This window comes from Micromonospora sp. DT63 (assembly GCF_049841615.1).
In the GTDB taxonomy this organism is placed as follows: Bacteria; Actinomycetota; Actinomycetes; order Mycobacteriales; family Micromonosporaceae; genus Micromonospora.
In genome coordinates, this window is record NZ_JBNCKQ010000005.1 from 509,978 (window position 1) to 533,016 (window position 23,039).

The window sequence follows — 23,039 nt, forward strand, 5'->3', positions numbered from 1 at the left end:
TCACCCGGCCGGCTTCTCGGTGACGAAGATGGCGGTGCCGGGGAAGAGCCGCCCGCGCAGCGGGCTCCACTGCCCCCAGATCCCCTCGTGTCCCTGCGGCCACTCCGGCTCCACCAGGTCCAGCAGCCGGAATCCGGCGCCGACCAGTTCGCGGATCCGGTCGCCGAGGGTCCGGTGCTGCTCGACGTAGGTGGCGACGCCGGCGTCGTCCTGCTCGACGTAGGGGGAGCGGTCGAAGTACGAGTGCACGGCCGTCAGCCCGCCCTCGCCGGGATCGTCGAGGAAGATCCAGCGCATCGGGTGGGTCACGGAGAACACCCATCGGCCGCCCGGGCGCAGCACCCGGTGCACCTCGGCGAGCAGGGCCGCCGAGTCGTCCACGAAGGGGATCGCGCCGAACGCCGTGCAGGCCAGGTCGAACGAACGGTCGGCGAAGGGCAGGGCGAGCGCGTCGGCCTGTACCAGCGGTACACGTACCCCGGTGCGGTCGGCGGCCTGCGCGGCGTGCCGCAACATGCCGGCGGACAGGTCGAAGGCGATCGGACGCGCGCCCTGCGTGGCGAGCCAGCGGGCGGCGGCGGCCGCGCCGCAACCCACCTCCAGCACCCGCCGCCCCGACAGGTCACCGAGCAGGCGGGCGTCGGCCTCGCGCAGCCCCTCCGGGCACCAGACGAAGTCCACGTCGCCGAGGAAACCCCCGTGCTCGGCCTGGTAGTCGTCGGCGTCGGTGTCCCACCAGCCGCGGTTGGCCCGCCGGGTCTCGGCGTCACCCACCCGGCGCCGGGTCACCCGGCTGTCGTCATCCACGCGCTCACGCTAGGCCCCGGCCAACCCGATGGCGGCGGCGGCGCGGCCTGATCGACTCGGTTTCCTCGAAGTCGTGGCGCGGGATCGCCCCGCCACCCCCACCGGGAGGGCGCGGTGGGGCCCCTGTGACGTACGAGACAGGTGGGGTCGTTTCCGGGCGATTGTTCGGCTTTCGCAGGTCATCACGCGTCGACGAGTCGGGAGGGCTTGCACGCTGTGGTAATGCGCACGGTAGGCTAGACGATGCGCTCGCGGATCGTGTGTCTCGGCAGGGAGCAGGTGCGCGGTCGACGGAGCACATCATGATCCCAGTAGGTGATCGTTCGGTGTGCCCGGCGACGGATCCGCTGGCGCGAACAGGTCACCGCGACACCAGCCTGCTGTGACAACCCATCCGACCGGAGCAACCGCCCACATGACGAGCAGCATCGAGGCCCCCTCGAGCGCCACCCGGGTCACCCACGACGATCTCGGTTCCGAGGAGGCATTCCTCGCCGCGATCGACGAGACCATCAAGTACTTCAACGACGGCGACATTGTCGAAGGCACCGTCGTCAAGGTCGATCGGGACGAGGTCCTGCTCGACATCGGCTACAAGACCGAGGGTGTCATCCCCTCTCGGGAGTTGTCGATCAAGCACGACGTGGACCCCGCCGAGGTTGTGACGGTTGGTGACCACATCGAGGCCCTGGTCCTCCAGAAGGAGGACAAGGAGGGTCGTCTGATCCTCTCCAAGAAGCGGGCGCAGTACGAGCGGGCCTGGGGCACGATCGAGAAGATCAAGGACGAGGACGGTGTCGTCCGCGGCTCGGTCATCGAGGTGGTCAAGGGTGGTCTCATCCTCGACATCGGGCTGCGCGGCTTCCTGCCCGCGTCCCTGGTCGAGATGCGGCGCGTGCGCGACCTGCAGCCGTACGTCGGGCGTGAGCTCGAGGCCAAGATCATTGAGCTGGACAAGAACCGCAACAACGTGGTCCTGTCCCGCCGGGCCTGGCTGGAGCAGACGCAGTCCGAGGTGCGCACCGAGTTCCTCAACAAGCTGCAGAAGGGCCAGGTCCGCAAGGGCGTCGTGTCCTCGATCGTCAACTTCGGCGCCTTCGTGGACCTCGGCGGCGTCGACGGTCTGGTGCACGTCTCCGAGCTGTCCTGGAAGCACATCGACCACCCGTCCGAGGTCGTCGAGGTCGGCCAGGAGGTCGAGGTCGAGGTTCTGGACGTCGACCTGGACCGCGAGCGCGTCTCGCTGTCGCTGAAGGCGACCCAGGAGGACCCGTGGCGGCAGTTCGCCCGCACCCACGCGATCCAGCAGATCGTGCCGGGTAAGGTCACCAAGCTCGTCCCGTTCGGTGCGTTCGTCCGGGTGGACGACGGCATCGAGGGCCTGGTCCACATCTCCGAGCTGGCCGAGCGCCACGTGGAGATCCCGGAGCAGGTCGTCCAGGTCGGCTCCGAGGTCATGGTCAAGGTCATCGACATCGACCTGGAGCGCCGCCGGATCTCGCTGTCGCTCAAGCAGGCCAACGAGGGCTTCGTCGAGGGCGAGGAGCACTTCGACCCGACCCTCTACGGCATGGCCGCGACGTACGACGCCGAGGGCAACTACATCTACCCGGAGGGCTTCGACCCGGAGACGGGCGAGTGGCTCGAGGGGTACGACAAGCAGCGCGAGACCTGGGAGAACCAGTACGCCGAGGCCCGTCAGCGTTGGGAGGCCCACACCAAGCAGGTGCAGACCTCTCGCGCCGCCGACGCCGAGGCCGCTGCCAACCCGACCCCGGCCGTTCCGGCCGCCGGTGGCGGCACCACCTCCTCGTCCAGCCCGGCCCCGAGCCGGCAGGCCGAGGAGCCGGCCGGCACGCTGGCCACCGACGAGGCGCTCGCCGCTCTGCGGGAGAAGCTCGCTGGCGGTAAGTGACCCGCTGAACGACGACGGGCCCCGTCCCCGCGATCTTTCCGATCGCCGGGGGCGGGGCCCTCGCCATACCCGCCGCCGGAGGCAGCATCGCCGAGGCGAGGGTGGCGTGTCGCCGTGATTCGCCCTGATCACCTGACGCTGGCGGGTCGGGAGCGCCCCACCCACCTCGCGTCCTTTGCTCTGCTTCAGCCCAGGAAACACCCGGTGTCCGATTATCGGACGGCAGCTGTTTCCTCGGTTGAAGCAGAGCAAAGGACGCGGGCGAGGGGCAGCGCACCGGACGGCCTGCGGCGCTCCCCGTGGGGCGGGTGTGGTTTGGCGCGCGAGCCGTGATCGGGTTGACTGGTGCGGTGCTGAGGGTGGGTTTGACCGGCGGGATCGGGTCGGGCAAGAGCGCGGTGGCCGCGCGGCTGGTGGAGTTGGGCGCGGTGCTCGTCGACGCGGACCAGATCGCCCGGGAGGTCGTCGCGCCGGGCACGGAGGGTCTCGCGGAGATCGTCGCCACCTTCTCGGAGAAGGTGCTGGGCGCCGACGGCGCGCTGGATCGCGCCGCGTTGGGGGCCGTGGTGTTCTCCGACGAGACCGCCCGCCGCCGGTTGGAGGCGATCACCCATCCCCGGGTGCGGGCGCGTACGGCCGAACTGGTCGCGGCGGCGGCACCCGACGCGATAGTCGTCAACGACGTACCGCTGCTGGTGGAGGTGGGGCTCGCGCCGACGTACCACCTGGTCATCGTGGTGCAGACGGCCGTGCCGACCCGGCTGGAGCGGCTGATGCGCGACCGGGGGATGGACCGCGCGGAGGCCGAGCGGCGGATCGCCGCGCAGGCCGACGACGCCCGTCGGCGTGCCGTGGCGGACGTGGTGCTGACCAATGACGGCACTCTGGCGGCGCTGTACGCCGCGGTGGATTCGCTGTGGCGGCAGCGGCTGCGTCCCTACGAGCACAACCTGCGGCAGCGGCAGGTCGTGGCGGTGCCGGACCGCGGCGCCGGGGTGGGTGCCGATCCGAGCTGGCCCGAGCAGTACGCCCGGCTGGCCGCCCGGATCCGTCACGCGCTGGCCCCGGCGGATCTGCGGATCGACCACATCGGTGCGACGGCGGTGCCCGGGCTCGCCGCCGACGACGTCATCGACGTGCAGGTGGCCGTGCCCAGCCTCGCCGACGCCGACGGGCCGCTGGCCGACCGGCTGGCGAACGCGGGGTTTCCCCGCGTGCCGGGGCACTGGTGGGACGATCCGCGCCCGGCGGGCCGGGGTCGGTGGGAGAAGCGGCTGCACGGCAGCGCCGACCCGGATCGCCCGGTGCGCCTGCACGTGCGGGAGGCCGAGTCGCCGGGCTGGCGGTACGCGCTGCTCATGCGTGACCACCTCCGCGCCGATCCGGATCAGCGGGCCACGTACCTGCTGTTCAAACGGGATCTGGTCGACGCCGCGCCGCTGGTCGCCGACTCCGGAACGGCCCGCGACCCCTGGTTCGACGAGGAGTACCTGCGGGCCGAGCAGTGGGCCGCACGGACCGGCTGGCGGCCCTGAGAGCCCTGCCACCAGGCTGACGGGCGTGTGGTCAGCGGGCTCCGGGTCGGGGCGGGCCGCTCGCGGTGCGCGGCGGCGGGTTGAGGCGGGGCACCACGGCGGGGCTGAGGTCCACCTGTGCCCACGCGCCGGGGCCGGTGTGCAGTTCCACCCGGCGCAGCGACCCATCGCGGTCGATCCAGTAGCGCACGCGTGCGTCGGCCGTGCGGAGCTCCACGACGTCGACGGTCCGGCCGGCGGCGAGGTCCTCGCGTACCCGCACGGCCGCGCCGCGCAGCGCCACCGGCCCGGCGGCGGCCACTGCGGCGTCGACCAGCAGATCGAGGTCGTCGCGGGGGGACCGGGTGGGCCGCCACGACCCGGCCGGGACCGGAAACGGCGGCCGGCCCGGGACCTCGGCCGTGCCACCGCCACCGGCGGAGGCCGGCACGTCCGTCCGGGACAGGCCGGCCGCGTCGCGGTGCAGCAGGGTCCGGCGGTCCGGTACGCCCAGGTCGGCGACCGCCACGTACGCCGTGCGGGCGGCCCAGCTCAACCAGCCGGCGCCCCGCAGGTTGGTGTCCGTGCCCACCGGCGCGGTAAGCGTCAGCGTGGCCCCGCCCTGGCCGCGCAGCCGGGCGGGCAGCCGGTCCAGCCGGCGCTGCTCCGCATCCGTGAGCGCGCGGGGCAGCCCGGGTCGGCCGCCGAGAGCGTCGACCGGGGACAGCGTGGGACGGTCGATCCGGTTGAGGAGCACCGTGACCGGTCCGGCGCCGGGCAACCGGGTCACCAGTTTGTGCAGTCGGCCATCCCGGTCGAGCCAGTAGCGGGTCGACCCGTCCGGACCGGTCGCCGCCGTGCCGCCCGTCGCCGCGCTGGCGGGGCTGGATGGGATCGCGGTGGGCAGTGGCGCCTGCACGACGTCGACCGGCCCGGCCGCGACCACGTCCCGGGCGACCCAGCGCGCGTCGACGCCGTCCATCGCCGGGGACGGGTCCGGTCGGTCGGCGGCGAGGCCGAGGAGCAGATCGAGGACCGGTGCCAGGCCCGCGCCGGGCGTCAGGTGGTGCAGCCGCCAGCCGTCCGCCGGTGGCACCAGAGGCGGCGCGGCCGGGGTGGGCACGGCCGCCGGGTCGGGACGGGTGACCAGCACCGACCCGGCGCTCTGCAACAGGCCACGCTCGGCGCCCGCCCCCGGCCCGCCCACATCCAGGTAGAGCAGGGGCCGCGACCAGTCCACCCAGCCCACCAGTTCGGTACGCGCGGCGCCTGCGCCGACCGTGACGTGGAGGCCGGCGCGCAGGTCCCGAAGGTTGGTGACCCGCATGGCGGCCAGCCGTTCGGCCTCGGCGACGGTCAGCGGTCGGGTCGGCTCGGGTGGGTCGGGAGCCCAGCTCAGCAGCCCGGCCACCAGCGCCGTCGCGGACGTCACCGCGGTCAGGGCGAGCAGCAGCAGCACCGTACGCCGACGCCGGCTCGCCCGGGAGGGACCGACGCTGTCGGTGTCGGGGGCGTCCGTGTCGCGCGGCTCCCCGCCGGGGTTGGCGGACGGGCCGCCGGTGCGGACGGCGTCGCCAGCGCGTGTGGTGTCGGGGGAGGGGCCGCGCGCCGGGGCCGAAGAGGTGTCCACGGATGTGAAACGGGCGGGACAGCACGGGGTGACGAGCTGAGGGCGACGAGTTGGGGGCGAAGCGGCAGGGGCGCTCGCGGCGGCCGGTCTGCGCCTCGAGCGCGACCACACGGGTGCGCACGCCGGACGAGCCGGGTGCTGCGACCGCTGTGCCGGGGGCGGCCGGCCGTGATGACGGCCCGGCCTCCTGCCCGGTCGGCCGCCGCGAGCGGCCTACATGAAGAGGGTAGTCCCGGTGACATGGGCCACACAATGGGAATATCGAAGCCGATCACGCACTCTGCGCGACGGCCGAACGTGTCGGACCTGCGGCGTACCGTTGAGGTCATGGCGCTCGACATTCCCCGGCTCGACGGCCGCTTCCAGGTCGTCAGTGAATTCCAGCCGGCCGGCGACCAGCCGGCCGCCATCGACGACCTTGAGCGCCGGGTGCGGCGCGGCGACCGCAACACGGTGCTCCTCGGCGCGACCGGCACCGGCAAGAGTGCCACCACCGCGTGGCTGATCGAGCGGCTGCAGCGCCCCACCCTGGTGCTCGCCCCGAACAAGACGCTCTGCGCGCAGCTGGCCAAGGAGTTCAGCGAGTTGCTGCCGCACAACGCCGTCGAATACTTCGTCTCGTACTACGACTACTACCAGCCCGAGGCGTACATTCCGCAGACCGACACCTACATCGAGAAGGACTCCTCGATCAACGAGGAGGTCGAGCGGCTGCGGCACTCGGCGACGATGTCGCTGCTCACCCGCCGCGACGTGATCGTGGTGGCGACCGTCTCGGCGATCTACGGCCTGGGCACCCCGGAGGAATACCTCAACCGGGCGGTGAAGGTGCAGGTCGGCCAGGATCTCGACCGCGACCAGTTGCTGCGGCGGCTGGTCGACATCCAGTACACCCGCAACGACATGGCCTTCCAGCGGGGCACCTTCCGGGTCCGCGGCGACACGCTGGAGATCATCCCGGCGTACGAGGAGCTGGCGGTCCGCATCGAGCTGTTCGGCGACGAGGTGGAGAAGCTCTACTACCTCAACCCGTTGACCGGTGACGTGGTCCGGGAGGTCGACCAGTTGGTGATCTTCCCGGCGACGCACTACGCGGCCGGCCCGGAGCGGATGGAGCGGGCCATCCGCGACATCGAGGTGGAGCTGGCCGAGCGCCTCGCCGAGCTGGAGCGCCAGGGCAAGCTGCTGGAGGCGCAGCGGCTGCGGATGCGCACCACCTACGACATCGAGATGATGCGGCAGGTGGGTTTCTGCTCCGGCATCGAGAACTACTCGATGCACATGGACGGGCGGCTGCCCGGCAGTCCGCCGCACGCCCTGCTCGACTACTTCCCGGACGACTTCCTCACCGTGGTCGACGAGTCGCACGTGACGATCCCGCAGATCGGCAGCATGTACGAGGGTGACGCCTCCCGCAAGCGGATGCTCATCGACCACGGGTTCCGGCTGCCCAGCGCCGCCGACAACCGGCCGCTGCGTTTCGACGAGTTCCTGGAGCGGGTCGGCCAGATGGTCTGCCTGTCGGCGACCCCGGGCACGTGGGAGCTGGAACAGGCCCAGGGTGAGTTCGTCGAGCAGGTCATCCGCCCCACCGGGCTGGTCGACCCGCAGGTCGTGATCAAGCCGACCAAGGGTCAGATCGACGATCTGATGCACGAGATCAAGCTGCGGACCGACCGCGACGAGCGGGTGCTGGTCACGACGCTCACCAAGAAGATGGCCGAAGACCTGTCGGACTACCTCCTGGAGAACGGCGTCCGGGTGCGCTACCTGCACTCCGAGGTCGACACCCTGCGCCGGGTGGAGCTGCTGCGCGAGCTGCGCAAGGGCGAGTACGACGTGCTGGTCGGCATCAACCTGCTCCGCGAGGGTCTGGACCTGCCCGAGGTGTCGCTCGTGGCGATCCTCGACGCCGACAAGGAGGGCTTCCTGCGCAGCGGTCGGTCGCTGATCCAGACCATCGGGCGGGCCGCCCGGAACGTCTCGGGCCAGGTGCACATGTACGCCGACAAGATCACCCCGTCGATGGCGGCGGCGATCGACGAAACCGACCGACGTCGCGCCAAGCAGATCGCGCACAACGAGGCACACGGGATCAGTCCGGAGCCGCTGCGCAAAAAGATCCACGACATCCTGGACGACATCTACCGCGAGGCGGAGGACACCGAGAACTCCCGGGTCGGCGGCGCGGCGCGTCAGCTCTCCCGGGGCAAGGCGCCGGTCAAGGAGACCCGCAGTCGCAGTCGGTCCACCGCCGCCACCCCGTCCCGGGAGGGGATGGCCCGCGCCGACCTCGCCCAGCTCATCCAGGAGCTCAACGACCAGATGCTGGCCGCCGCCCGCGAGTTGCAGTTCGAGTTGGCGGCGCGGATCCGCGACGAGGTCGCCGACCTGAAGAAGGAGCTACGCGGCATGGACGCCGCCGGGGTGAAGTGAGGGCGGCCCGGCCGGCGTGGGCCGGGCTACCCGAACGGCGTCCCCGCCCGGCCCGCCGGCCGACCACTCGATTGCGGTGAGCAAGCAAGCTATTGCACTGGGTGATCGTCCTGCGTACGCTCCCTCGATGGGGAGGCGGGGATGCCGTTGCCAACAAGTCCTGTCATTCGACGCGCGCGGCTCGGCGCCGAGCTGCGTCAGTTACGTCGGCGCGAGGCGCTGACCCTGGAGCAGGTCTGCGACCGGCTGGGCTGGGCGTCGACGTCGAAACTGTCCCGCATCGAGCTGGGGCAGAGCCGTCCGGATCTCGCCGACGTGCTGGACCTGCTCGACATCTACCAGGTGCCGGCGTCGGCCCGGGACGCGTTGATCGTGATCGCGCGGGATGCGGCCACCAGCCGCGGCTGGTGGAAGACGCTCGGCGAGATGAGCGAGCGGCAGCGCATCTACGCCGAGTTGGAGGCGGGCGCGGCCGACATCGTCGAGTACCAGCCGGCGGTCGTGCCGGGGCTGCTCCAGACGCCGGCGTACGCCCGGTCGCGGGTCGCCGCCGGCGTCCTGCTCGCGCCGGAGGTCGACGTGGAGGCGGAGGTGCGCGCCCGGGCGATGCGGCAGGAGGTGCTGCGCCGGGCCGAGCCGCCGCGCTACACGGCGGTGCTCGCCGAGGCGGTGTGCGATCCGGGTGACCTGCCGGTCGACGTCTGGCGAGAGCAGTTGCGGCACCTGGTGACGGTGACCGGGCTGGCCCACGTGACGGTGCGACTGCTGCCGCGCGGGGTGGCCGGCAGCGGCCTGCACCCGCTCACCCCGTACTCCTGGTATGCCTTTCCCGACCCGGCGGATCCGCGGACGGTGATGCTGGAGGCGTTGACCACCGACGTCCGCTTGGCGACCGTGCTCGACGTCGACAGGTACGAGCGGATGACCGAGGCGTTGCTGGCGGCAGCCCTGTCACCGGAGGAGACGGTCACCGCGCTGGCCCGCCGCGTCGGCGAGTGAGCAGCGGTGCGGCGGGTGCCGCCCGCGCGGCCCCCGGACCCGGCGCCCCCGAGCCCGTCGGGGCCGGCGACCGGCGCGTGCGGGAGGCACGATAACCGCGGGGTGCGACAGATTCCTCAGGCCGGAACGTCGAGGAAGTGCTCGACCACCGGTGGCCCGGCGAAGTGCGGCCCGATCAGCGCCCGCCACTGGGCGAACCGTTCGGTGTCCCGGAAGTTCTTCTCGTGCGCCTCGACCGAGTCCCACTCGACCAGCAGCACGAACCGGGTCGGGGACTCGATGCCCCGGGTCATCCGCACCGATCGGCAGCCGGGCGTCCCGGCGAGCACCGGGTGACCCTGGGCGTACGCGGCGGCGAACGCGTCCTCGTGTCCGGGCAGTACGTCGATCAGCGCGACTTCAAGCACCATGCCGCAAAGCCTCCCACGGCGTAGGCGCGCAGGGGCGTGCGGGTGTCGCGGGGCCGGTTGCCGCACCTGACACACACTAGCCTCCTAGGACGGCTTAGCCGGTGTGGCGTATTCCCGATGACGCGGGCGCATCGGGTGCGCGGTGACACCCGACGCCCGGGGTGTGATCACGGCGAGTGGTGGGCAACAATGGTCACCGAGGAGGGGAGTATTCCCCCGTGACGAAGTCGTCAGCACGGACGATCGCCGGCACCTCGGCGTTCGACCCGGCTTCGTCGGTCGCCGACCCGTTCGCGGGTCGGGGGCGGAAGAGACCTCCGACAGTCACCAGAGTGAGCGACAGCGGCACGCCAGCCCCCACGGGGGCGTTACGGTGTGCCCGACGCCGCGTGTCTGCCGGAGGAATGAACGTTGGACGTGTCCGGATTGGTGTGGGCGGGGACCCTCGTCGCACTGACTGCGGTGCTGCTCGTCGATTTGTTGATCATTGGCCGGCGTCCGCACGAGCCGAGCGTGCGCGAATCGAGCCTCTGGGTCGCCTTCTACGTGGGTCTCGCCCTGCTCTTCGGCGTCGGCGTCTGGTTGACCGCCGGGGCCAGTTCGGCGGGGCAGTTCTACACCGGCTGGCTCACCGAGTACAGCCTCTCGGTCGACAACCTCTTCGTCTTCGTCATCATCATGGCCCGCTTCGGGGTGCCCCGGCAGTACCAGCAGAAGGTGCTGCTCATCGGCATCGTGCTGGCGCTGGTGATGCGCGGTGGCTTCATCGCCGCCGGCGCGGCGCTGATCTCGCAGTTCTCCTGGGTCTTCTACATCTTCGGCGCGTTCCTGATCTACACGGCGGTCAACCTGGCCCGCCAGGGTGAGCCGGACGAGGACGAGTTCTCGGAGAACCTGCTGATCCGGTGGAGCCGCCGGGCGCTGCCGATCTCCAAGGGCTACAACGACGCGAAGCTGATGACCCACGAGAACGGGCGTCGGCTGTTCACCCCGATGCTCATCGTGATGATCGCGATCGGCACCACTGACCTGATCTTCGCTCTGGACTCGATCCCGGCGATCTTCGGCATCACCCAGGAGCCGTACCTGGTCTTCACCGCGAACGTCTTCGCGCTGATGGGCCTGCGCCAGCTCTACTTCCTGCTCGGCGGCCTGCTCGACCGGCTGATCTACCTGAGCTACGGGCTGGCCGTCGTGCTGGGCTTCATCGGCGTCAAGCTGGTGCTGGAGGCGCTCGCCGACAACAACCTGCCGTTCATCAACGGCGGGGAGCACGTCGGCTGGGCCCCGCACATCCCGATCTGGCTGTCCCTGCTGGTCATCATCGGCACGTTGGGCATCGCCACCATCGCGAGCCTGGCCAAGTCCGCCCGGGACCGCCGCCGCGAGCTGGCCGGGGTCCGGCGCTGAGCCACCACCGGTCGGGCCCGCACCACGGGCCCGACCGGTCAGACCCGGTGGACGCCGACGAGAGTGGCCGTCCGGTCGGCCGGCAGCTGTTCCTCCAGCACCCGTCGTCGCCGGTAGCAGGCGTGCAGCATCCGTCGGGTCGTCGGGTCGTCGGCGACGGCGGTGACGATGCCGATGTGGTGGATCTTGCGGCCAGGGCGGGCGAAGAAGTAGAGGTCGCCAGGACGCTCCGCGCCCAGGGGCAGCGGGGTCGTGGCGACGGCCTGGTCGTCGGCGTCGCGGGGCAGCAGTACGCCGAACCGGCGCCACGCCAGGTGGACGAGGCCCGAGCAGTCGATGCCGTACGCGGAGAGCCCGCCCCAGATGTAGGCGACGTCCAGCAGTCGCTGGGCCACCGCGAGCGCGTCGGCGGCGCTGGGCGGCTCGGTAGGCACCGGGACGAGCTGCCCGTCGGGCAGCCAGAGCGGCGCGGCCTGGGCGGGGACGTAGACCGGTCGCCAGCCGTCGCGGGCCGGGCCGGCCGGGACGAGGCGCGTGCCGACGACGACGCCGGGCAGCGCCACCGGCCCGCCCGGAGCGGTGTGCAGCCCGGTGACGGTGGCGTCCACGATCAGCGGGTCGCCGCTGACTGTGGGATCCACGGGGGTCAGCTGGTCGGCGGGGAGCCAACCCGGGTAGCCGCGGGGATCGAGCTTGGCGGCCGGCTGCTCGACGGCGACGACCCGTGCCCAGCCGTCGGGGCGCAGCTCGTCGATCAGCACCCGCTCGCCGAGCAGGAGTTGGCTCAGCACGCAGTCGCCGACCTGCTGGTCGGTGTCCATGCCGCGAACCCACGTCGGGATGTCGACGCCGGCCGTGAGCGCGGGACCGTCGACCGGCCGGACCGCCTCGGGGGAGGACCACAGCGTCGCGACGGCGACCCGGACGATGGCCTCGCGGCCCTGTTGCAGTTCCACGTCAACCCCCAGCTCGTGTCGGCTGTTCAGGGGAACCCTATGAAAGAAACCAACGGTCATCAACCGCGGGTCTGCACCTTTACTTCAGTCAGGCCGGAGATGCCCAGGCCAGGCGCATCCGGCAGCACCACTGTCGGCCCCTCGTAGCGGATGCCCCCCTGCACCGGCGACCAGGCCAGCCACCAGGCGGCGTCCAGGTCGGCGACGGCAGTGGTGCCGTACGCGGCGACCAGGCTCGCCGCCGCGCCGATACCGACCTGACTCTCCATCATCGACCCGACCACAGTGCCGAGCCCGTGCGCGGCGGCCAGCTCCAGCAGGGTGCGCGCCGGCTGCAGCCCGCCGCACTTGGCCAGCTTGACGTTGACCAGGTCGGCGGCCCGGCGACGGATCACCTCGACCAGGTCGCGGACCCCGAAGACCGCCTCGTCGGCCAGGATCGGCACGGACACCCGGTCGCTGACCCACGCCAGCCCGTCCAGGTCCCAGCGGGCCACCGGCTGCTCGACCAGCTCCACGTCCAGCCCGGCGTCCTCGATGCCACGGATCACCCGGACCGCCTCGCGCGGCGTCCAGCCCTGATTGGCGTCGAGTCGGATCCGGACCCCGGCGCCGACCGCCGCGCGGACCGCCCGTACCCGGTCCAGGTCGCCGGCCGCGTCCGTGCCGACCTTCAGCTTCAGCACGCCGAAGCCGTCGGCCTGCCGCTGCCGCGCGGCCGTCGCCAGGTCCACCGCGTCGCCCGCCGCGAGGGTGACGTCCGTCGGAACCCGCAGGGCCGTGCCGCCGAGCAACCGCACCAGGGGTACGCCCAATCGCTGCGCGGCCAGGTCGTGCAGGGCCACGTCCATCGCGGCCTTCGCCGCCTCGTTGCCGACCACGGCGCGCTGCACCTCGGCGCAGCGGGCCACCAGGTCGTCCGGGTCCCGCCCGGTGAGCAGCGGGCCGAGCAGTTCGCGTACGCACGCCTGCGCGCCGCCGACCGACGCGCCGGTCACCTGCCACACCTGCGGCGCCTCGCCGAAGCCGGACCGACCGTCGGCGTCGATCAGCTCGACGACCAGGGTTTCCACTGTGGTGGTACGGCGCAGCGCGGTGACGAACGGGGTGTGTAAGGGGGCAGAAACGCGGTGGGTGCGTACCGCCGAGATCGTCATTGGGGCACCCTATACGCAGACACGCGACGGGAGGAGAGACCGGATGGTCGAACGGGACTGGGAGCTGGTGGGCGCACCGAACGCCCGTGACCTGGGCGGGCTGCTTGGCGCCGACGGCCGCAGGGTGCGGGCCGGACGGCTGCTCCGCACCCCGGCGCTGGGTCGGCTCACCGACGAGGATCTGCCGGTGCTGGCGAAGCTGGGGCCGGCCTGCGTGCTCGACCTGCGCGCCTCGGCGGAGATCGATGTCGCCCCGCCCGACCGGCTGGCCGGCGAGCCGCGGGTCGTGCACCTGCCGGTGCACGATCCGGAGCACCCGGTCTTCACGTACGTCTCGGCGGTGCTGCTCGGCCACGACCTCGACGCGTACGCGGAGCTGGCCCGGCAGGGCACGGCGGGGGCGATGGCCGAGATCTACCGATGGTTCGTCACCGGCGAGTCGGCCCGGGTCAACTTCGGCGCGGCGGTGCGGCTGGCCGCCCGGCCGGAGAACCTTCCGCTGCTCTACCACTGCTCCGCGGGCAAGGACCGCACCGGGTGGCTCACCGTCGTCCTGCTGACCGCGCTCGGTGTGGACGAGGCCGCGATCCGCGCCGAGTACCTGCGCAACAACGAGCTGACCGACAGCCTCCGGGCGGTGATCATCGAGGCGATGCGACGCCGGCAGCCCGGCCTGGACGTCGACGCGGTGCTGCCGGTGCTGGAGGTCCGCGCCGAGTACCTCGACGCCGGCTACCAGGAGGTGCGCCGGGTGCACGGCTCGTTCGACGGCTACCTGCGCGACGGGCTGGGGCTGACCGACGAGGTCCTCACGGCGCTGCGGGCGCAACTGCTGGAGTGACCGCCACGGCGGTCGGCACGTCGGCGCGTGCGACCCGCCCGATGACGATCAGCGCCTGGCCGGCCGCGTACGTCGCCATCACGAGCACCGACGCGCCGGGCGGCTGGGCCACGTCGGCCACCCCGGAGGCGATCAGCAGATCGGAGCCGAGGAACAGCGCGGCGCCGACACCGACCCGCCAGCCCTGGGTCACGGCGGTGGTGGCCATCGCCGCCAGCGCGACGGCGTAGCCGGCCACCGGCACAGCCAGCCCGGCCTCGGTCAGCCCCGCCCACATCCAGGCCAGCGCGGCGACGGTCAGCGCCGCGTACAGCAGAGGCACCGCGACCAGCGGCGGACGGCGCAGCCGCGTCGCGGCGCCGTGCCGGGTGAAGGCCACGAGGTAGCAGACGTGGGCGGCGAGGAAGCAGACCATGCCGGCCATGAACCAGCCGGTGCCGGAGGCCAGCAGCGCCACGTCTCCGGCCGTGGAGCAGGCCAATGCGGCGAGCACCAGATAGTCCGGCCGGGCGCCGCGTTCGGTGGCCGCCCGCCAGAGGTACGCGGCCAGCAGCGGCATCAGCAGCGGCTTGGTGAGCAGCTCGGCCACTGCACTGTCGACGGCGTTGGCCAGCAGGTTCGCCGCCGTCACGACGGAAAAGACGACGAGCAGGGTACGGCTGCGAGGCATCAGCGGCTCCGGGGTGGGGTGGCAGCAGCCTAGCCGGATCGGCGGGTGCCGGCCTCAGAGCCGGTGGCGGGCCGCCCAGGCCTGCGCCGAGACGTGCGCGATCAGGCGGCAGGCGTCGTCCTCGACGCCCTCGTCGCTGTCGGCCAGGTCGGTGGTGGTGCACACCGCGATGACGTACGGCGGTGCGTCGTCGGGCAGCACCACGCCGACGCTGTGGCGCACGCCGCGTACCCAGCCGTTCTTGAGCGCGACGCGGGTGCCCTCGGGCAGGCCGGCGGCCAGGTCCTCGCGGTGCTCCTGGGCGAGCAGCACGTCGAGCATGGTCGCGCAGCCGGCCGGCGAGGCGAGGCGGCCGGGAGTCGTGGCGCCGCTGGCCAGCGCGCCCAGCAGGGCGGCCAGGTCGGCGGCGGTGACGGTGTTGGTGATGCCTGCCTCGCGGGCGGCGAAGTCCTCGATGCCCCGGCCGGTGACGCTGTTGCGGGCACCGGCCAGCGACCACACCTCGGCCACCGCGGGCAACCCGACGTGCCCGATGACCAGGTTGGTCGCCAGGTTGCTGGACCGTACGATCATCCGTTCGGCGAGCCAGCGCAGGGGCGCGGTGCCGCCGAGCCGGTCCCACACGGCGTCGTCGTTGTCGTAGTGCGGGGCGCAGGAGAAGCGGGGAGCGCCGGGCTGGGCCGAGTCGAACTCGTTGACCACCGGGACGTCGGCGTCCAACTCCAGGGTGCCGGCCTCGGCGGCGCGGTGCAGCGCGGCCAGCACCCCCACCTTCATGGTGCTGGCGGCGTAGTGGCCGGCGTCGGCGTGGCGGGTCCATGTCGGGGGCGCGTCGAGTCGACAGACGTATGCCGAGACGGTGCCCGGCACCCGGTCCAGATGGGCGTCGAGATCATCCCAGGTCATGCCGGTGACCGTAGCCGATCACGGGGCGGGCGGGCCCGCGTACCCCCGCCGGAAAGCGGACGGGCGCGGGGGGCCCCCACCCCCCCCCCCCCCCCGGGGGGGGGGGGGGGGGAAGTTACCCCGGGCGCGGTCGGGGGGCGGGCGGCCCCCCCGCCCGTTTTCGCGTGGGGCCGTGGGGCCCCCCCGCCCCCCCCGCGCCCGGTGCCGGTGCTGGTGTGAAGGTCAGCCGGCGTGCTTGCGGCGGGCGGCGGCCCGACCGCGCTGCTGCTGGTCGAGCACCACCTTGCGGATGCGCACCGCGGTCGGGGTGACCTCGACGCACTCGTCCTCGCGGCAGAACTCCAGCGCCTGCTCCAGCGAGAGCTTGCGCGGCGGGATCAGCTTCTCGGTCTCGTCGGACGTCGAGGCCCGCATGTTGGTGAGCTTCTTCTCCTTGGTGATGTTGACGTCCATGTCGTCGGAGCGCGAGTTCTCCCCGACGATCATGCCCTCGTACACCTCGGTGGTGGGGTCGACGAACAGCTGGCCGCGCTCCTGCAGGTTGATCATCGCGAAGGCGGTGACCGCGCCGGCCCGGTCGGCGACCAGCGAGCCGTTGTTGCGGGTCCGCAGCTCACCGAACCACGGCTCGTACGACTCGAAGACGTGGTGCAGGATGCCGGTGCCCCGGGTGTCGGTGAGGAACTCGGTGCGGAAGCCGATCAGGCCGCGCGCCGGGACCAGCCACTCCATCCGGATCCAGCCGGTGCCGTGGTTGACCAGCTGCTCCATCCGGCCCTTGCGGGTCGCGAGGAGCTGGGTGATCGCGCCCAGGTACTCCTCCGGGGCGTCGATGGTCAACCGCTCGACCGGCTCGCAGGTCTTGCCGTCGATCTCCTTGGTGACGACCTGCGGCTTGCCGACGGTCAGCTCGTAGCTCTCCCGGCGCATCTGCTCGACCAGGATGGCCAGCGCCAGCTCACCACGGCCCTGCACCTCCCAGGCGTCCGGCCGCTCGGTGGGCAGCACCCGCAGCGACACGTTGCCGATCAGCTCCTTGTCGAGCCGGTCCTTGACCATGCGCGCGGTGACCTTGGAGCCCTTGACCCGGCCCACCAGCGGGGACGTGTTGGTGCCGATCGTCATCGAGATGGCCGGCTCGTCGACGGTGATCAGCGGCAGAGCTACCGGGTTCTCCGCGTCGGCGAGGGTCTCACCGATCATGATGTCGGAGATGCCGGCGACCGCGATGATGTCGCCCGGACCGGCCGTCTCGGCCGGCTTGCGCTCCAGGCCCTCGGTCATCAGCATCTCGGAGATGCGAACCCGCTGGGTGCTGCCGTCGGTGCGGCACCAGGCCACCGTCTGGCCCTTGCTGATCGTGCCCTGACGCACCCGGCACAGGGCCAGCCGGCCGAGGAACGGCGAGGCGTCGAGGTTGGTGACGTGCGCCTGAAGCGGAGCGCCATCCTCGTACGCGGGGGCCGGGATGGTGTCCAGCAGGGTGCGGAACAGCGGCTCCAGGGAGGTGCTGTCGTCGGGGACCGAGCCGTCGGCGGGCTGGGTCAGCGAGGCGATGCCGTCCCGGGCGCAGGCGTACACGATCGGGAAGTCGATCTGCTCCTCGTCGGCGTCCAGGTCGAGGAAGAGCTCGTAGGTGTCGTCCACGACCTCCTTGATCCGAGCGTCGGGACGGTCCACCTTGTTGATCACGAGGATGATCGGCATCCGGGCGCGCAGCGCCTTGCGCAGCACGAAGCGGGTCTGCGGAAGCGGGCCCTCGCTGGCGTCGACCAGCAGGACGACACCGTCGACCATGGTCAGGCCGCGCTCGACCTCGCCGCCGAAGTCGGCGTGGCCGGGGGTGTCGATGATGTTGATGGTGACCGGGTCGGAGCCGTCCGCCGGCAGGTAGCGCACGCCGGTGTTCTTGGCCAGGATCGTGATGCCCTTCTCCCGCTCCAGGTCACCCGAGTCCATCACCCGTTCGGTGTTCTCGCCACGGGCACCGTAGGCGCCGGCCTGCCGCAACATGGCGTCGACCAGGGTGGTCTTGCCGTGGTCGACGTGAGCGATGATGGCGACGTTGCGGAGGTCGGTGCGAAGCTGCATACCCTCTATCCTTCCGCCTGCGCTCGCGCAGGCTGCGTCGGGGTCACCCCCAGGTGCCCCTGATCTATGGTGAAACTGCTGTGCCGGTCGTTGCACCGGCTGGCATGCTGGCTCCCGTGTCCCGGGGGCCTGAGTGCACGACCTGCTGACCTGGGTGCAGGGTCTGCCCACCCTGTGGATCTACCTGGTCGCCGCGCTGATCGTGGCGGGCGAGACCGCGGTGATCTTCGGCCTGCTGGTGCCGGGTGAGGCTACCCTGCTGCTCGTCGGCTTCCTCACCTACAACGGTACCTTGCGGCTCGGACCGGCGCTGCTCGCGATGATCGTCTCGGCGTTCGTGGGTGACGCGCTGGCGTTCCGCGCCGGGCGGCGCTTCGGCCCGAAGCTGCGTGCCGGGCTGGGCCACCGGGTCGGGCCCGAGCGGTGGCGCCGGGCCGACGCGATGCTCGCCCGCCTGGGCGGCAGGGGCGTGTTCGCGGCGCGCTGGGTGGCCTTCGCCCGCACCCTGGTGCCCCGGCTGGCCGGATCCGCCGGAATGTCGTACCGGCGGTTCGCGCCGTGGAACCTGGCCGGCATCGTCACCTGGGTCGGCGGTTCGGTGCTGCTCGGCCACCTCGCCGGTGAGTCGTACGACACGGTCTCGCGACTGCTCGGCCGTGCCACCGGCGCGGCACTGGCGTTGCTGGCGGGGCTGCTGGGGGTGGTGCTCGCCGGGCGGTGGCTCGGCCGCAACCCCGACCCGGTACGCGCGCTGCTGTCCCGGGCCGCCGCGCTGCCGCCGGTGCGCTGGCTCAGCGCCCGCTACGGCGTGCTGTTCTTCCTGGTGGCCATGCGGATCGGGCCGGCCTGGACGCTGCTGCTCAACCTGGCCGCCGGGCTGCTGCTGCTCTTCGCCGCAGGACTGGCCATCGCCGGTCTGCTCGCTGTCGTGGTGCGCAACAGCGGGCTGGCGGCGCTCGACGGGGCCATCGGGGCCTGGTTCACCGCCCGCCGCACCCCGGACGCCGCCGACGCCACACTTGTCGTGGTGTCGCTGGTACGCGGGTGGGTGCTGATCGTGCTGGTGGCAGTGGTGGCGGCGGTGCTGGCGTGGCGGAACCGGCCGTGGCGCACGGATCTGCTCAGTGTGGTCGGCACCGTGGGCGCGTTCGTGCCACTGGTGGTGCTGGCCGTGGTGGCCGAGTTGACCTCGACGCCCGGTGGCGGTCCGGGTGGGCACGAGGCCGTTCCGTTCTCGACCCAGAACGCCGTTGTCGCGGCGAGCCTGTGCACCCTGGCGTGGCTGGTGTCGCGCAGCGCGCGGTGGCCGGTGGCGGTGGCCGCGTGGACGGCCGCCGCCGCGGGCGTGCTGGGGGTGGCGGCGGCACGGCTCTACCTCGGTCTGGAGACGGCGAGCGGTACGGCGGCGGCGGTGCTGCTGGGTGTGCTGTGGACTGTGGTGTTCCTGGTCGCCTGGGCCACCAGGGACCGGGCGGTGGGAAACCGGGAGCGGCCGGTAGGTCACGCCCGACCGTCGAAGGGGCACCGCCGGCCCGTCGAACCTTGCTAATCTGCGGCGACTGTCTGACGGGGGAGGACCACCATGCGTCAACGAACCGGTCGGCTGGGCGCGCTCGTGCTCGCCGGTCTGCTGCTCGCGGGCGGGGCGGTCGGTTGCGCGGGCAAGGGGCAACGTCCCCAGGACCAGGCCGCGGCTCCGGTCTCGGTCACCGAGGCGCCGACCGACGAGCCGGTCGACGAGCCGGTCGAGGAACCGAGCCCCTCGCCGAGCGCCGTGGCGGCCATGGGCGCCGCCCCGAGCCGCAGCGCCTCGGCCTCCCCGACGCCCGCGAAGAAGCCGACCCGCACGACGGCGGCCCCGAAGCCGCGCGCGGTTGCCAAGCCGCCCACCGAGACGCAGGTTCCGCCGGCGCCACCGAAACCCGCCCCCTCGTCCTGCAAGCCCAGCTACAAGGGCACCCAGGCGAGCCGCGCCGACGTGAAGGCGGCGCTCACCGACGCCGCCAACCGCACCTACTGGCCCAGCTCGGCGCCGGAGCTCAAGATCCCGCTCAACCTGGTCAAGGCGACCGCCTGGCAGGAGAGCGGCTGGCAGTCCAACATCTACGCCTGCGACGGCGGCGTCGGGCTGATGCAGGTGATGCCGGCCACCGCCACCTGGATGAACCAGCGGTTCGAGCAGAGCTACGCCATCGCCGACTACCGGGACAACGCGTACCTGGGGGCCAACTACCTGGCCTGGCTGACCAAGTACATCGGCGACATGTACTTCGAGTCCGACTTCCGCCTCGACGCGGACCTGTGCACCGCCGAGCTCGACTCCTGCCTGCTCAACGCCGTCATCTCCGCGTACAACTTCGGGCACGGAGCGGTGGCGCAGGAGGGCAAGCCCCTCGCCATCCCCAACCCGTCGTACGTGCGTAACGTGCGGGCGTTGATGACCGAGTGCGTCTGCCTGGGCTACTGAGCACCACGAAAAGGGGCGGGGGTGGCCCCCGCCCCTTTTCCGTCCGCGTCAGTCGCCGGCGGCCACCGGCTCCCGCGTCGCCGGGGCGTCGACGCCCGGGTCGGCCTCGACGCGGCCCGGCCACCAGAAGCGGTCCCCGAGCAGGAACGCCAGCGCCGGCACCAGCACCGTACGGACCAGCAGGGTGTCCAGCAGGACGCCGATGCAGACGATGATGCCGATCTGCGTGAGCGTGATCAGCGGCAGCACGCCGAGCACGGCGAACACCGCGGCGAGCAGCACACCGGCGCTGGTGATCACACCTCCGGTGACCCGCAACGCGGACAGCATCCCGTCGCGGGTGCCCGCGCTGCGGGCGTCCTCCCGGGCGCGGGTGACCAGGAAGATGTTGTAGTCCACGCCGAGGGCGACCAGGAACACGAAGGCCAGCAGCAGCACGCCGCTGTCGAGCGCCGGGAAGCCGAGCACGTGGTCGAAGAGCAGCCACGCCGCGCCGAGGCTGGCGAAGAACGACGCGATCACGGTGAGCACCAGCAGCACCGGTGCCAGCAGACCCCGCAGCAGCAGCACGAGCACCGCGCCGACGAGCAGCAGGATGATCGGCAGGATCAGCCGCAGGTCACGGTCGTTGGCCTGCTCGGAGTCGTACGTGGCGGCCACCGAACCGCCGACGATCGCCCCGTCGGGCGCGTCGGCACCCGCGGCGGCCGGGGGAGCGGAGTCGGGAACGGCGGCTACCGCGTCGCGCAGCGCCTCGATCGTGCGGTCCGAGGCGGTCGTGCCGGGCTCGGCCTCCAGCACCACGTCGACCTGGGCGACGGCCTCGCCGGCGTCGCCGGGACGCGCCGAGGCGACGCCGGGGACGGCGGTGGCGGCGTCGGTGACCGACCGCACGGCTGCCGGGGTGGTGAGCACGGCCACCGGTTGGGTGCTGCCGGCGGGGAACGCCCGCGCCAGGGTCTGCGCGCCGGTCACCGCCTCGGGCTCGGCCCGGAACTGCTCGGTCTCGGACAGGCCGGTGCGGATCCCCAGCCCACCGAGGGCCAGACCGCCGAGCAGCATGGTGGCCAACACCGCGACCACCACCGGACGACGTTGCACGGCGCCGCCGAGCCGACCCCAGAGCCGGCCCTCGCGCACCGGGCCGCCGACCCGGGGTACGAACGGCCAGAACAGGCCGCGACCGAAGAGCACCAGCACGGCGGGGAGCACGAACAGGGCCGAGAGCATGGCGAAGACCACACCTGTGGCGCAGGCCACGGCCAGCGCCCGGTTCGTCTCCTGCTCGCTGAGCAGCAGGGTGAGCACACCGAGCACCACGGTGCCGCCGCTGGCCAGGATGGGCTCGGCGGTACGCCGCAGCGCGGCGCGCATCGCCGCGAAGCGGTTCTCCTCGCGCCGCAGCTCCTCCCGGTAGCGGGCGATGAGCAGCAGCGCGTAGTCGGTGGCGGCGCCGAAGACCAGCACGCTGGCGATGCCGGTGACCTGGCCCTGCTGGAGGTTGATGCCGACGGCCGGCACGACCGTGTCCACCGCGCGCAGGGTGAGCTGTTCGGTGGCCGCGACGACGACCAGCGGCACGATCCACAGGAACGGACTGCGGTACGTGATCAGCAGCAGCAACGCGACAACTGCGGCGGTCACCGCGAGCAGGGTGACGTCGGCGCCCTCGAAGACCGACGACAGGTCGGCGGTGAAGGCGGGGGAGCCGGTGACCTCGACGGCCAGCCCGTCGGGCAGGTCCCCGAGCGTGTCGCGCAGCTGGGTGACGCTTTCGGTGACTTTCTCCTGACCCCCGGCGGTGTCCAACGGCACGGCGACGAGCGCGACGGTGCCGTCCGGGGAGACCTGCGCGGGGCTGACCTGACCGCCGACCGCGAAGCGACCCAGGTCGCCGGAGCGGGCGGCGAGGGTGGCCCGGTCGGCCTCGCTCAGCGCCCCGCCGTCGCTGCGGCTGACGACCACGATGGCCGGCTGGACGTCGCTGGAGGGCAGCTGGTCCTGCAGGCGCTGCACCTGGGTCGACTCCCACTGCACCGACAGGCCGGTGGACGAGACGGGTGCCGGGTTGTCCGGTCGGGGTATCCCGAAGACGACCGCGCCGACGACGAGCGCGGCGGCCACGGTGAGCCAGGCGGCCAGCCGCCCGCGCGCGACCCTGGTGAAGAAAGACATCGGGAACCCCTAAAATCCTTCGAGAGTCGAGTATCTTGATAAACGAGATTATCGGCGGTTGTTCTATGCTGCAACCCGGGGACCGGCAACCCGGGACCGACGACGGGGGGAAACGGCGCGAGGTGGCGACTCACGGCATGTACCGGCGGCGCGACACGCGCCGCGACCAGCTGGTCGCGGAGATCACCAACAACCTCCGGCGGTACTCGGTGGACGCCCAGCAGGTCGGCCACGCCTTCGCCAACCTGCACGGGCTCAACCCGACCGACCTGAACGCGCTGATCGCGGTCATGGACGCCGAGATGTTCGGTGACCCGATCACCCCCGGCCGCCTCGGCGAGCAGCTCAACCTGTCGTCCGGCTCGGTCACCGCCCTGATCGACCGGCTGGAACGGGCCGGGCACATCCGCCGGGACCGGGACACCGTCGACCGGCGCAAGGTGCTGCTGCACTACGCCGACCAGGGCGCCGCGCTGGCCATGGAGTTCTTCCGGCCGCTGGGCGCCCGCACCGACACGGTCATGGACCGCTTCAGCGAGGACGAGCTGGAGGTGGTGCACCGGTTCCTGGCGGAGATGGGCGAGGCGCTGCGGGGGCACCGCGACGCCGTCCGCGCCACCCGGCCCGAACCGTCCCGCCGGACGACGGCCTGAGC

Annotated in this window: 18 protein-coding genes; 9 read left to right on the forward strand and 9 right to left on the reverse strand. The window is 72.3% G+C overall.

What is annotated here, in order from left to right; all coding sequences use genetic code 11:
* Nucleotides 1–807 carry a class I SAM-dependent methyltransferase gene (locus tag ACLQ27_RS21420; RefSeq protein ID WP_425868293.1) on the reverse strand — a complete coding sequence of 269 codons (807 nt, stop codon included), beginning with the start codon at nt 805–807 and terminating at the stop codon, nt 1–3.
* Nucleotides 808–1,222: 415 nt separating this feature from the next.
* Here ACLQ27_RS21420 and rpsA point away from each other — a divergent pair, with 415 nt between their 5' ends.
* Nucleotides 1,223–2,722 (forward strand): 30S ribosomal protein S1, encoded by a 1,500-nt coding sequence (gene rpsA, locus ACLQ27_RS21425; protein WP_109819865.1) that lies wholly within the window; start codon nt 1,223–1,225, stop codon nt 2,720–2,722.
* A 350-nt stretch (nt 2,723–3,072) separates the two neighbouring features.
* A complete protein-coding gene (gene coaE / locus ACLQ27_RS21430; RefSeq protein ID WP_425868295.1) occupies nt 3,073–4,257 on the forward strand; it encodes a dephospho-CoA kinase in 1,185 nt (394 codons plus the stop codon).
* Between the two features lie 31 nt (nt 4,258–4,288).
* Here the strand turns inward: coaE and ACLQ27_RS21435 are convergent, their stop codons facing one another.
* Nucleotides 4,289–5,866 carry a hypothetical protein gene (locus tag ACLQ27_RS21435; protein WP_425868297.1) on the reverse strand — a complete coding sequence of 526 codons (1,578 nt, stop codon included), beginning with the start codon at nt 5,864–5,866 and terminating at the stop codon, nt 4,289–4,291.
* Between the two features lie 327 nt (nt 5,867–6,193).
* Between ACLQ27_RS21435 and uvrB the strand changes: the two genes are divergently transcribed.
* Complete coding sequence (uvrB, locus tag ACLQ27_RS21440) at nt 6,194–8,302, forward strand: excinuclease ABC subunit UvrB (protein ID WP_234584531.1); 2,109 nt, start codon at nt 6,194–6,196, stop codon at nt 8,300–8,302.
* Nucleotides 8,303–8,443: 141 nt separating this feature from the next.
* Nucleotides 8,444–9,301, forward strand: a complete 858-nt coding sequence (locus tag ACLQ27_RS21445) for a helix-turn-helix domain-containing protein (RefSeq protein ID WP_357498980.1) — start codon at nt 8,444–8,446, stop codon at nt 9,299–9,301.
* A 116-nt stretch (nt 9,302–9,417) separates the two neighbouring features.
* Here the strand turns inward: ACLQ27_RS21445 and ACLQ27_RS21450 are convergent, their stop codons facing one another.
* A complete protein-coding gene (locus ACLQ27_RS21450) occupies nt 9,418–9,711 on the reverse strand; it encodes an antibiotic biosynthesis monooxygenase family protein (RefSeq protein ID WP_357498978.1) in 294 nt (97 codons plus the stop codon).
* Nucleotides 9,712–10,122: 411 nt separating this feature from the next.
* On the opposite strand from ACLQ27_RS21450, the gene ACLQ27_RS21455 reads away from it, so the two are divergent.
* Nucleotides 10,123–11,121: a TerC family protein gene (locus ACLQ27_RS21455; RefSeq protein ID WP_357498976.1), complete on the forward strand. Its 999-nt coding sequence runs from the start codon at nt 10,123–10,125 to the stop codon at nt 11,119–11,121.
* Between the two features lie 38 nt (nt 11,122–11,159).
* Here ACLQ27_RS21455 and ACLQ27_RS21460 read toward each other — a convergent pair whose 3' ends face one another.
* Both ACLQ27_RS21460 and ACLQ27_RS21465 read right to left on the reverse strand, forming a co-directional pair.
* Complete coding sequence (locus ACLQ27_RS21460) at nt 11,160–12,077, reverse strand: NlpC/P60 family protein (protein ID WP_425868299.1); 918 nt, start codon at nt 12,075–12,077, stop codon at nt 11,160–11,162.
* A 59-nt stretch (nt 12,078–12,136) separates the two neighbouring features.
* A complete protein-coding gene (locus tag ACLQ27_RS21465) occupies nt 12,137–13,234 on the reverse strand; it encodes a mandelate racemase/muconate lactonizing enzyme family protein (protein ID WP_357498973.1) in 1,098 nt (365 codons plus the stop codon).
* A gap of 43 nt (nt 13,235–13,277) precedes the next feature.
* Here ACLQ27_RS21465 and ACLQ27_RS21470 point away from each other — a divergent pair, with 43 nt between their 5' ends.
* Nucleotides 13,278–14,075 carry a tyrosine-protein phosphatase gene (locus tag ACLQ27_RS21470; RefSeq protein WP_357498971.1) on the forward strand — a complete coding sequence of 266 codons (798 nt, stop codon included), beginning with the start codon at nt 13,278–13,280 and terminating at the stop codon, nt 14,073–14,075.
* On the opposite strand, the gene ACLQ27_RS21475 is transcribed toward ACLQ27_RS21470, so the two are convergent.
* The 3 genes from ACLQ27_RS21475 to typA all read right to left on the reverse strand — a co-directional run bounded on the left by ACLQ27_RS21475 (nt 14,044) and on the right by typA (nt 17,742).
* Nucleotides 14,044–14,745, reverse strand: coding sequence for a lysoplasmalogenase (locus ACLQ27_RS21475; RefSeq protein ID WP_357498969.1), 702 nt, complete (start codon nt 14,743–14,745; stop codon nt 14,044–14,046). The two genes, ACLQ27_RS21470 and ACLQ27_RS21475, sit on opposite strands and share 32 nt — an antisense overlap.
* 54 nt (nt 14,746–14,799) lie before the next feature.
* On the reverse strand, nt 14,800–15,651 hold the full coding sequence (locus ACLQ27_RS21480) for a serine hydrolase (protein WP_357498967.1): 852 nt from the start codon (nt 15,649–15,651) through the stop codon (nt 14,800–14,802).
* Nucleotides 15,652–15,873: 222 nt separating this feature from the next.
* Nucleotides 15,874–17,742 carry a translational GTPase TypA gene (typA, locus tag ACLQ27_RS21485; RefSeq protein WP_234584522.1) on the reverse strand — a complete coding sequence of 623 codons (1,869 nt, stop codon included), beginning with the start codon at nt 17,740–17,742 and terminating at the stop codon, nt 15,874–15,876.
* Between the two features lie 133 nt (nt 17,743–17,875).
* Between typA and ACLQ27_RS21490 the strand changes: the two genes are divergently transcribed.
* Entirely contained in the window at nt 17,876–19,291 is a 1,416-nt protein-coding gene (locus ACLQ27_RS21490; protein ID WP_357576197.1) for a DedA family protein, read from the forward strand.
* 33 nt (nt 19,292–19,324) lie between these two features.
* Nucleotides 19,325–20,209 carry a lytic transglycosylase domain-containing protein gene (locus ACLQ27_RS21495; protein WP_234584520.1) on the forward strand — a complete coding sequence of 295 codons (885 nt, stop codon included), beginning with the start codon at nt 19,325–19,327 and terminating at the stop codon, nt 20,207–20,209.
* A gap of 48 nt (nt 20,210–20,257) precedes the next feature.
* On the opposite strand, the gene ACLQ27_RS21500 is transcribed toward ACLQ27_RS21495, so the two are convergent.
* Entirely contained in the window at nt 20,258–22,384 is a 2,127-nt protein-coding gene (locus tag ACLQ27_RS21500; RefSeq protein ID WP_425868303.1) for an MMPL family transporter, read from the reverse strand.
* 137 nt (nt 22,385–22,521) lie between these two features.
* Between ACLQ27_RS21500 and ACLQ27_RS21505 the strand changes: the two genes are divergently transcribed.
* A complete protein-coding gene (locus ACLQ27_RS21505) occupies nt 22,522–23,037 on the forward strand; it encodes a MarR family winged helix-turn-helix transcriptional regulator (RefSeq protein WP_234584518.1) in 516 nt (171 codons plus the stop codon).
* The last annotated feature ends 2 nt before the right edge of the window (nt 23,038–23,039 follow it).

Bases quoted from the DNA above. Each gene is read 5' to 3' on its own strand.
- rpsA (WP_109819865.1), top strand. From the start codon at position 1,223: ATGACGAGCAGCATCGAGGCCCCCTCGAGCGCCACCCGGGTCACCCAC.
- uvrB (WP_234584531.1), top strand. From the start codon at position 6,194: ATGGCGCTCGACATTCCCCGGCTCGACGGCCGCTTCCAGGTCGTCAGT.
- ACLQ27_RS21445 (WP_357498980.1), top strand. From the start codon at position 8,444: ATGCCGTTGCCAACAAGTCCTGTCATTCGACGCGCGCGGCTCGGCGCC.
- ACLQ27_RS21450 (WP_357498978.1), bottom strand. From the start codon at position 9,711: ATGGTGCTTGAAGTCGCGCTGATCGACGTACTGCCCGGACACGAGGAC.
- ACLQ27_RS21465 (WP_357498973.1), bottom strand. From the start codon at position 13,234: ATGACGATCTCGGCGGTACGCACCCACCGCGTTTCTGCCCCCTTACAC.
- ACLQ27_RS21470 (WP_357498971.1), top strand. From the start codon at position 13,278: ATGGTCGAACGGGACTGGGAGCTGGTGGGCGCACCGAACGCCCGTGAC.
- ACLQ27_RS21475 (WP_357498969.1), bottom strand. From the start codon at position 14,745: ATGCCTCGCAGCCGTACCCTGCTCGTCGTCTTTTCCGTCGTGACGGCG.
- ACLQ27_RS21480 (WP_357498967.1), bottom strand. From the start codon at position 15,651: ATGACCTGGGATGATCTCGACGCCCATCTGGACCGGGTGCCGGGCACC.
- typA (WP_234584522.1), bottom strand. From the start codon at position 17,742: ATGCAGCTTCGCACCGACCTCCGCAACGTCGCCATCATCGCTCACGTC.
- ACLQ27_RS21495 (WP_234584520.1), top strand. From the start codon at position 19,325: ATGCGTCAACGAACCGGTCGGCTGGGCGCGCTCGTGCTCGCCGGTCTG.
- ACLQ27_RS21500 (WP_425868303.1), bottom strand. From the start codon at position 22,384: ATGTCTTTCTTCACCAGGGTCGCGCGCGGGCGGCTGGCCGCCTGGCTC.
- ACLQ27_RS21505 (WP_234584518.1), top strand. From the start codon at position 22,522: ATGTACCGGCGGCGCGACACGCGCCGCGACCAGCTGGTCGCGGAGATC.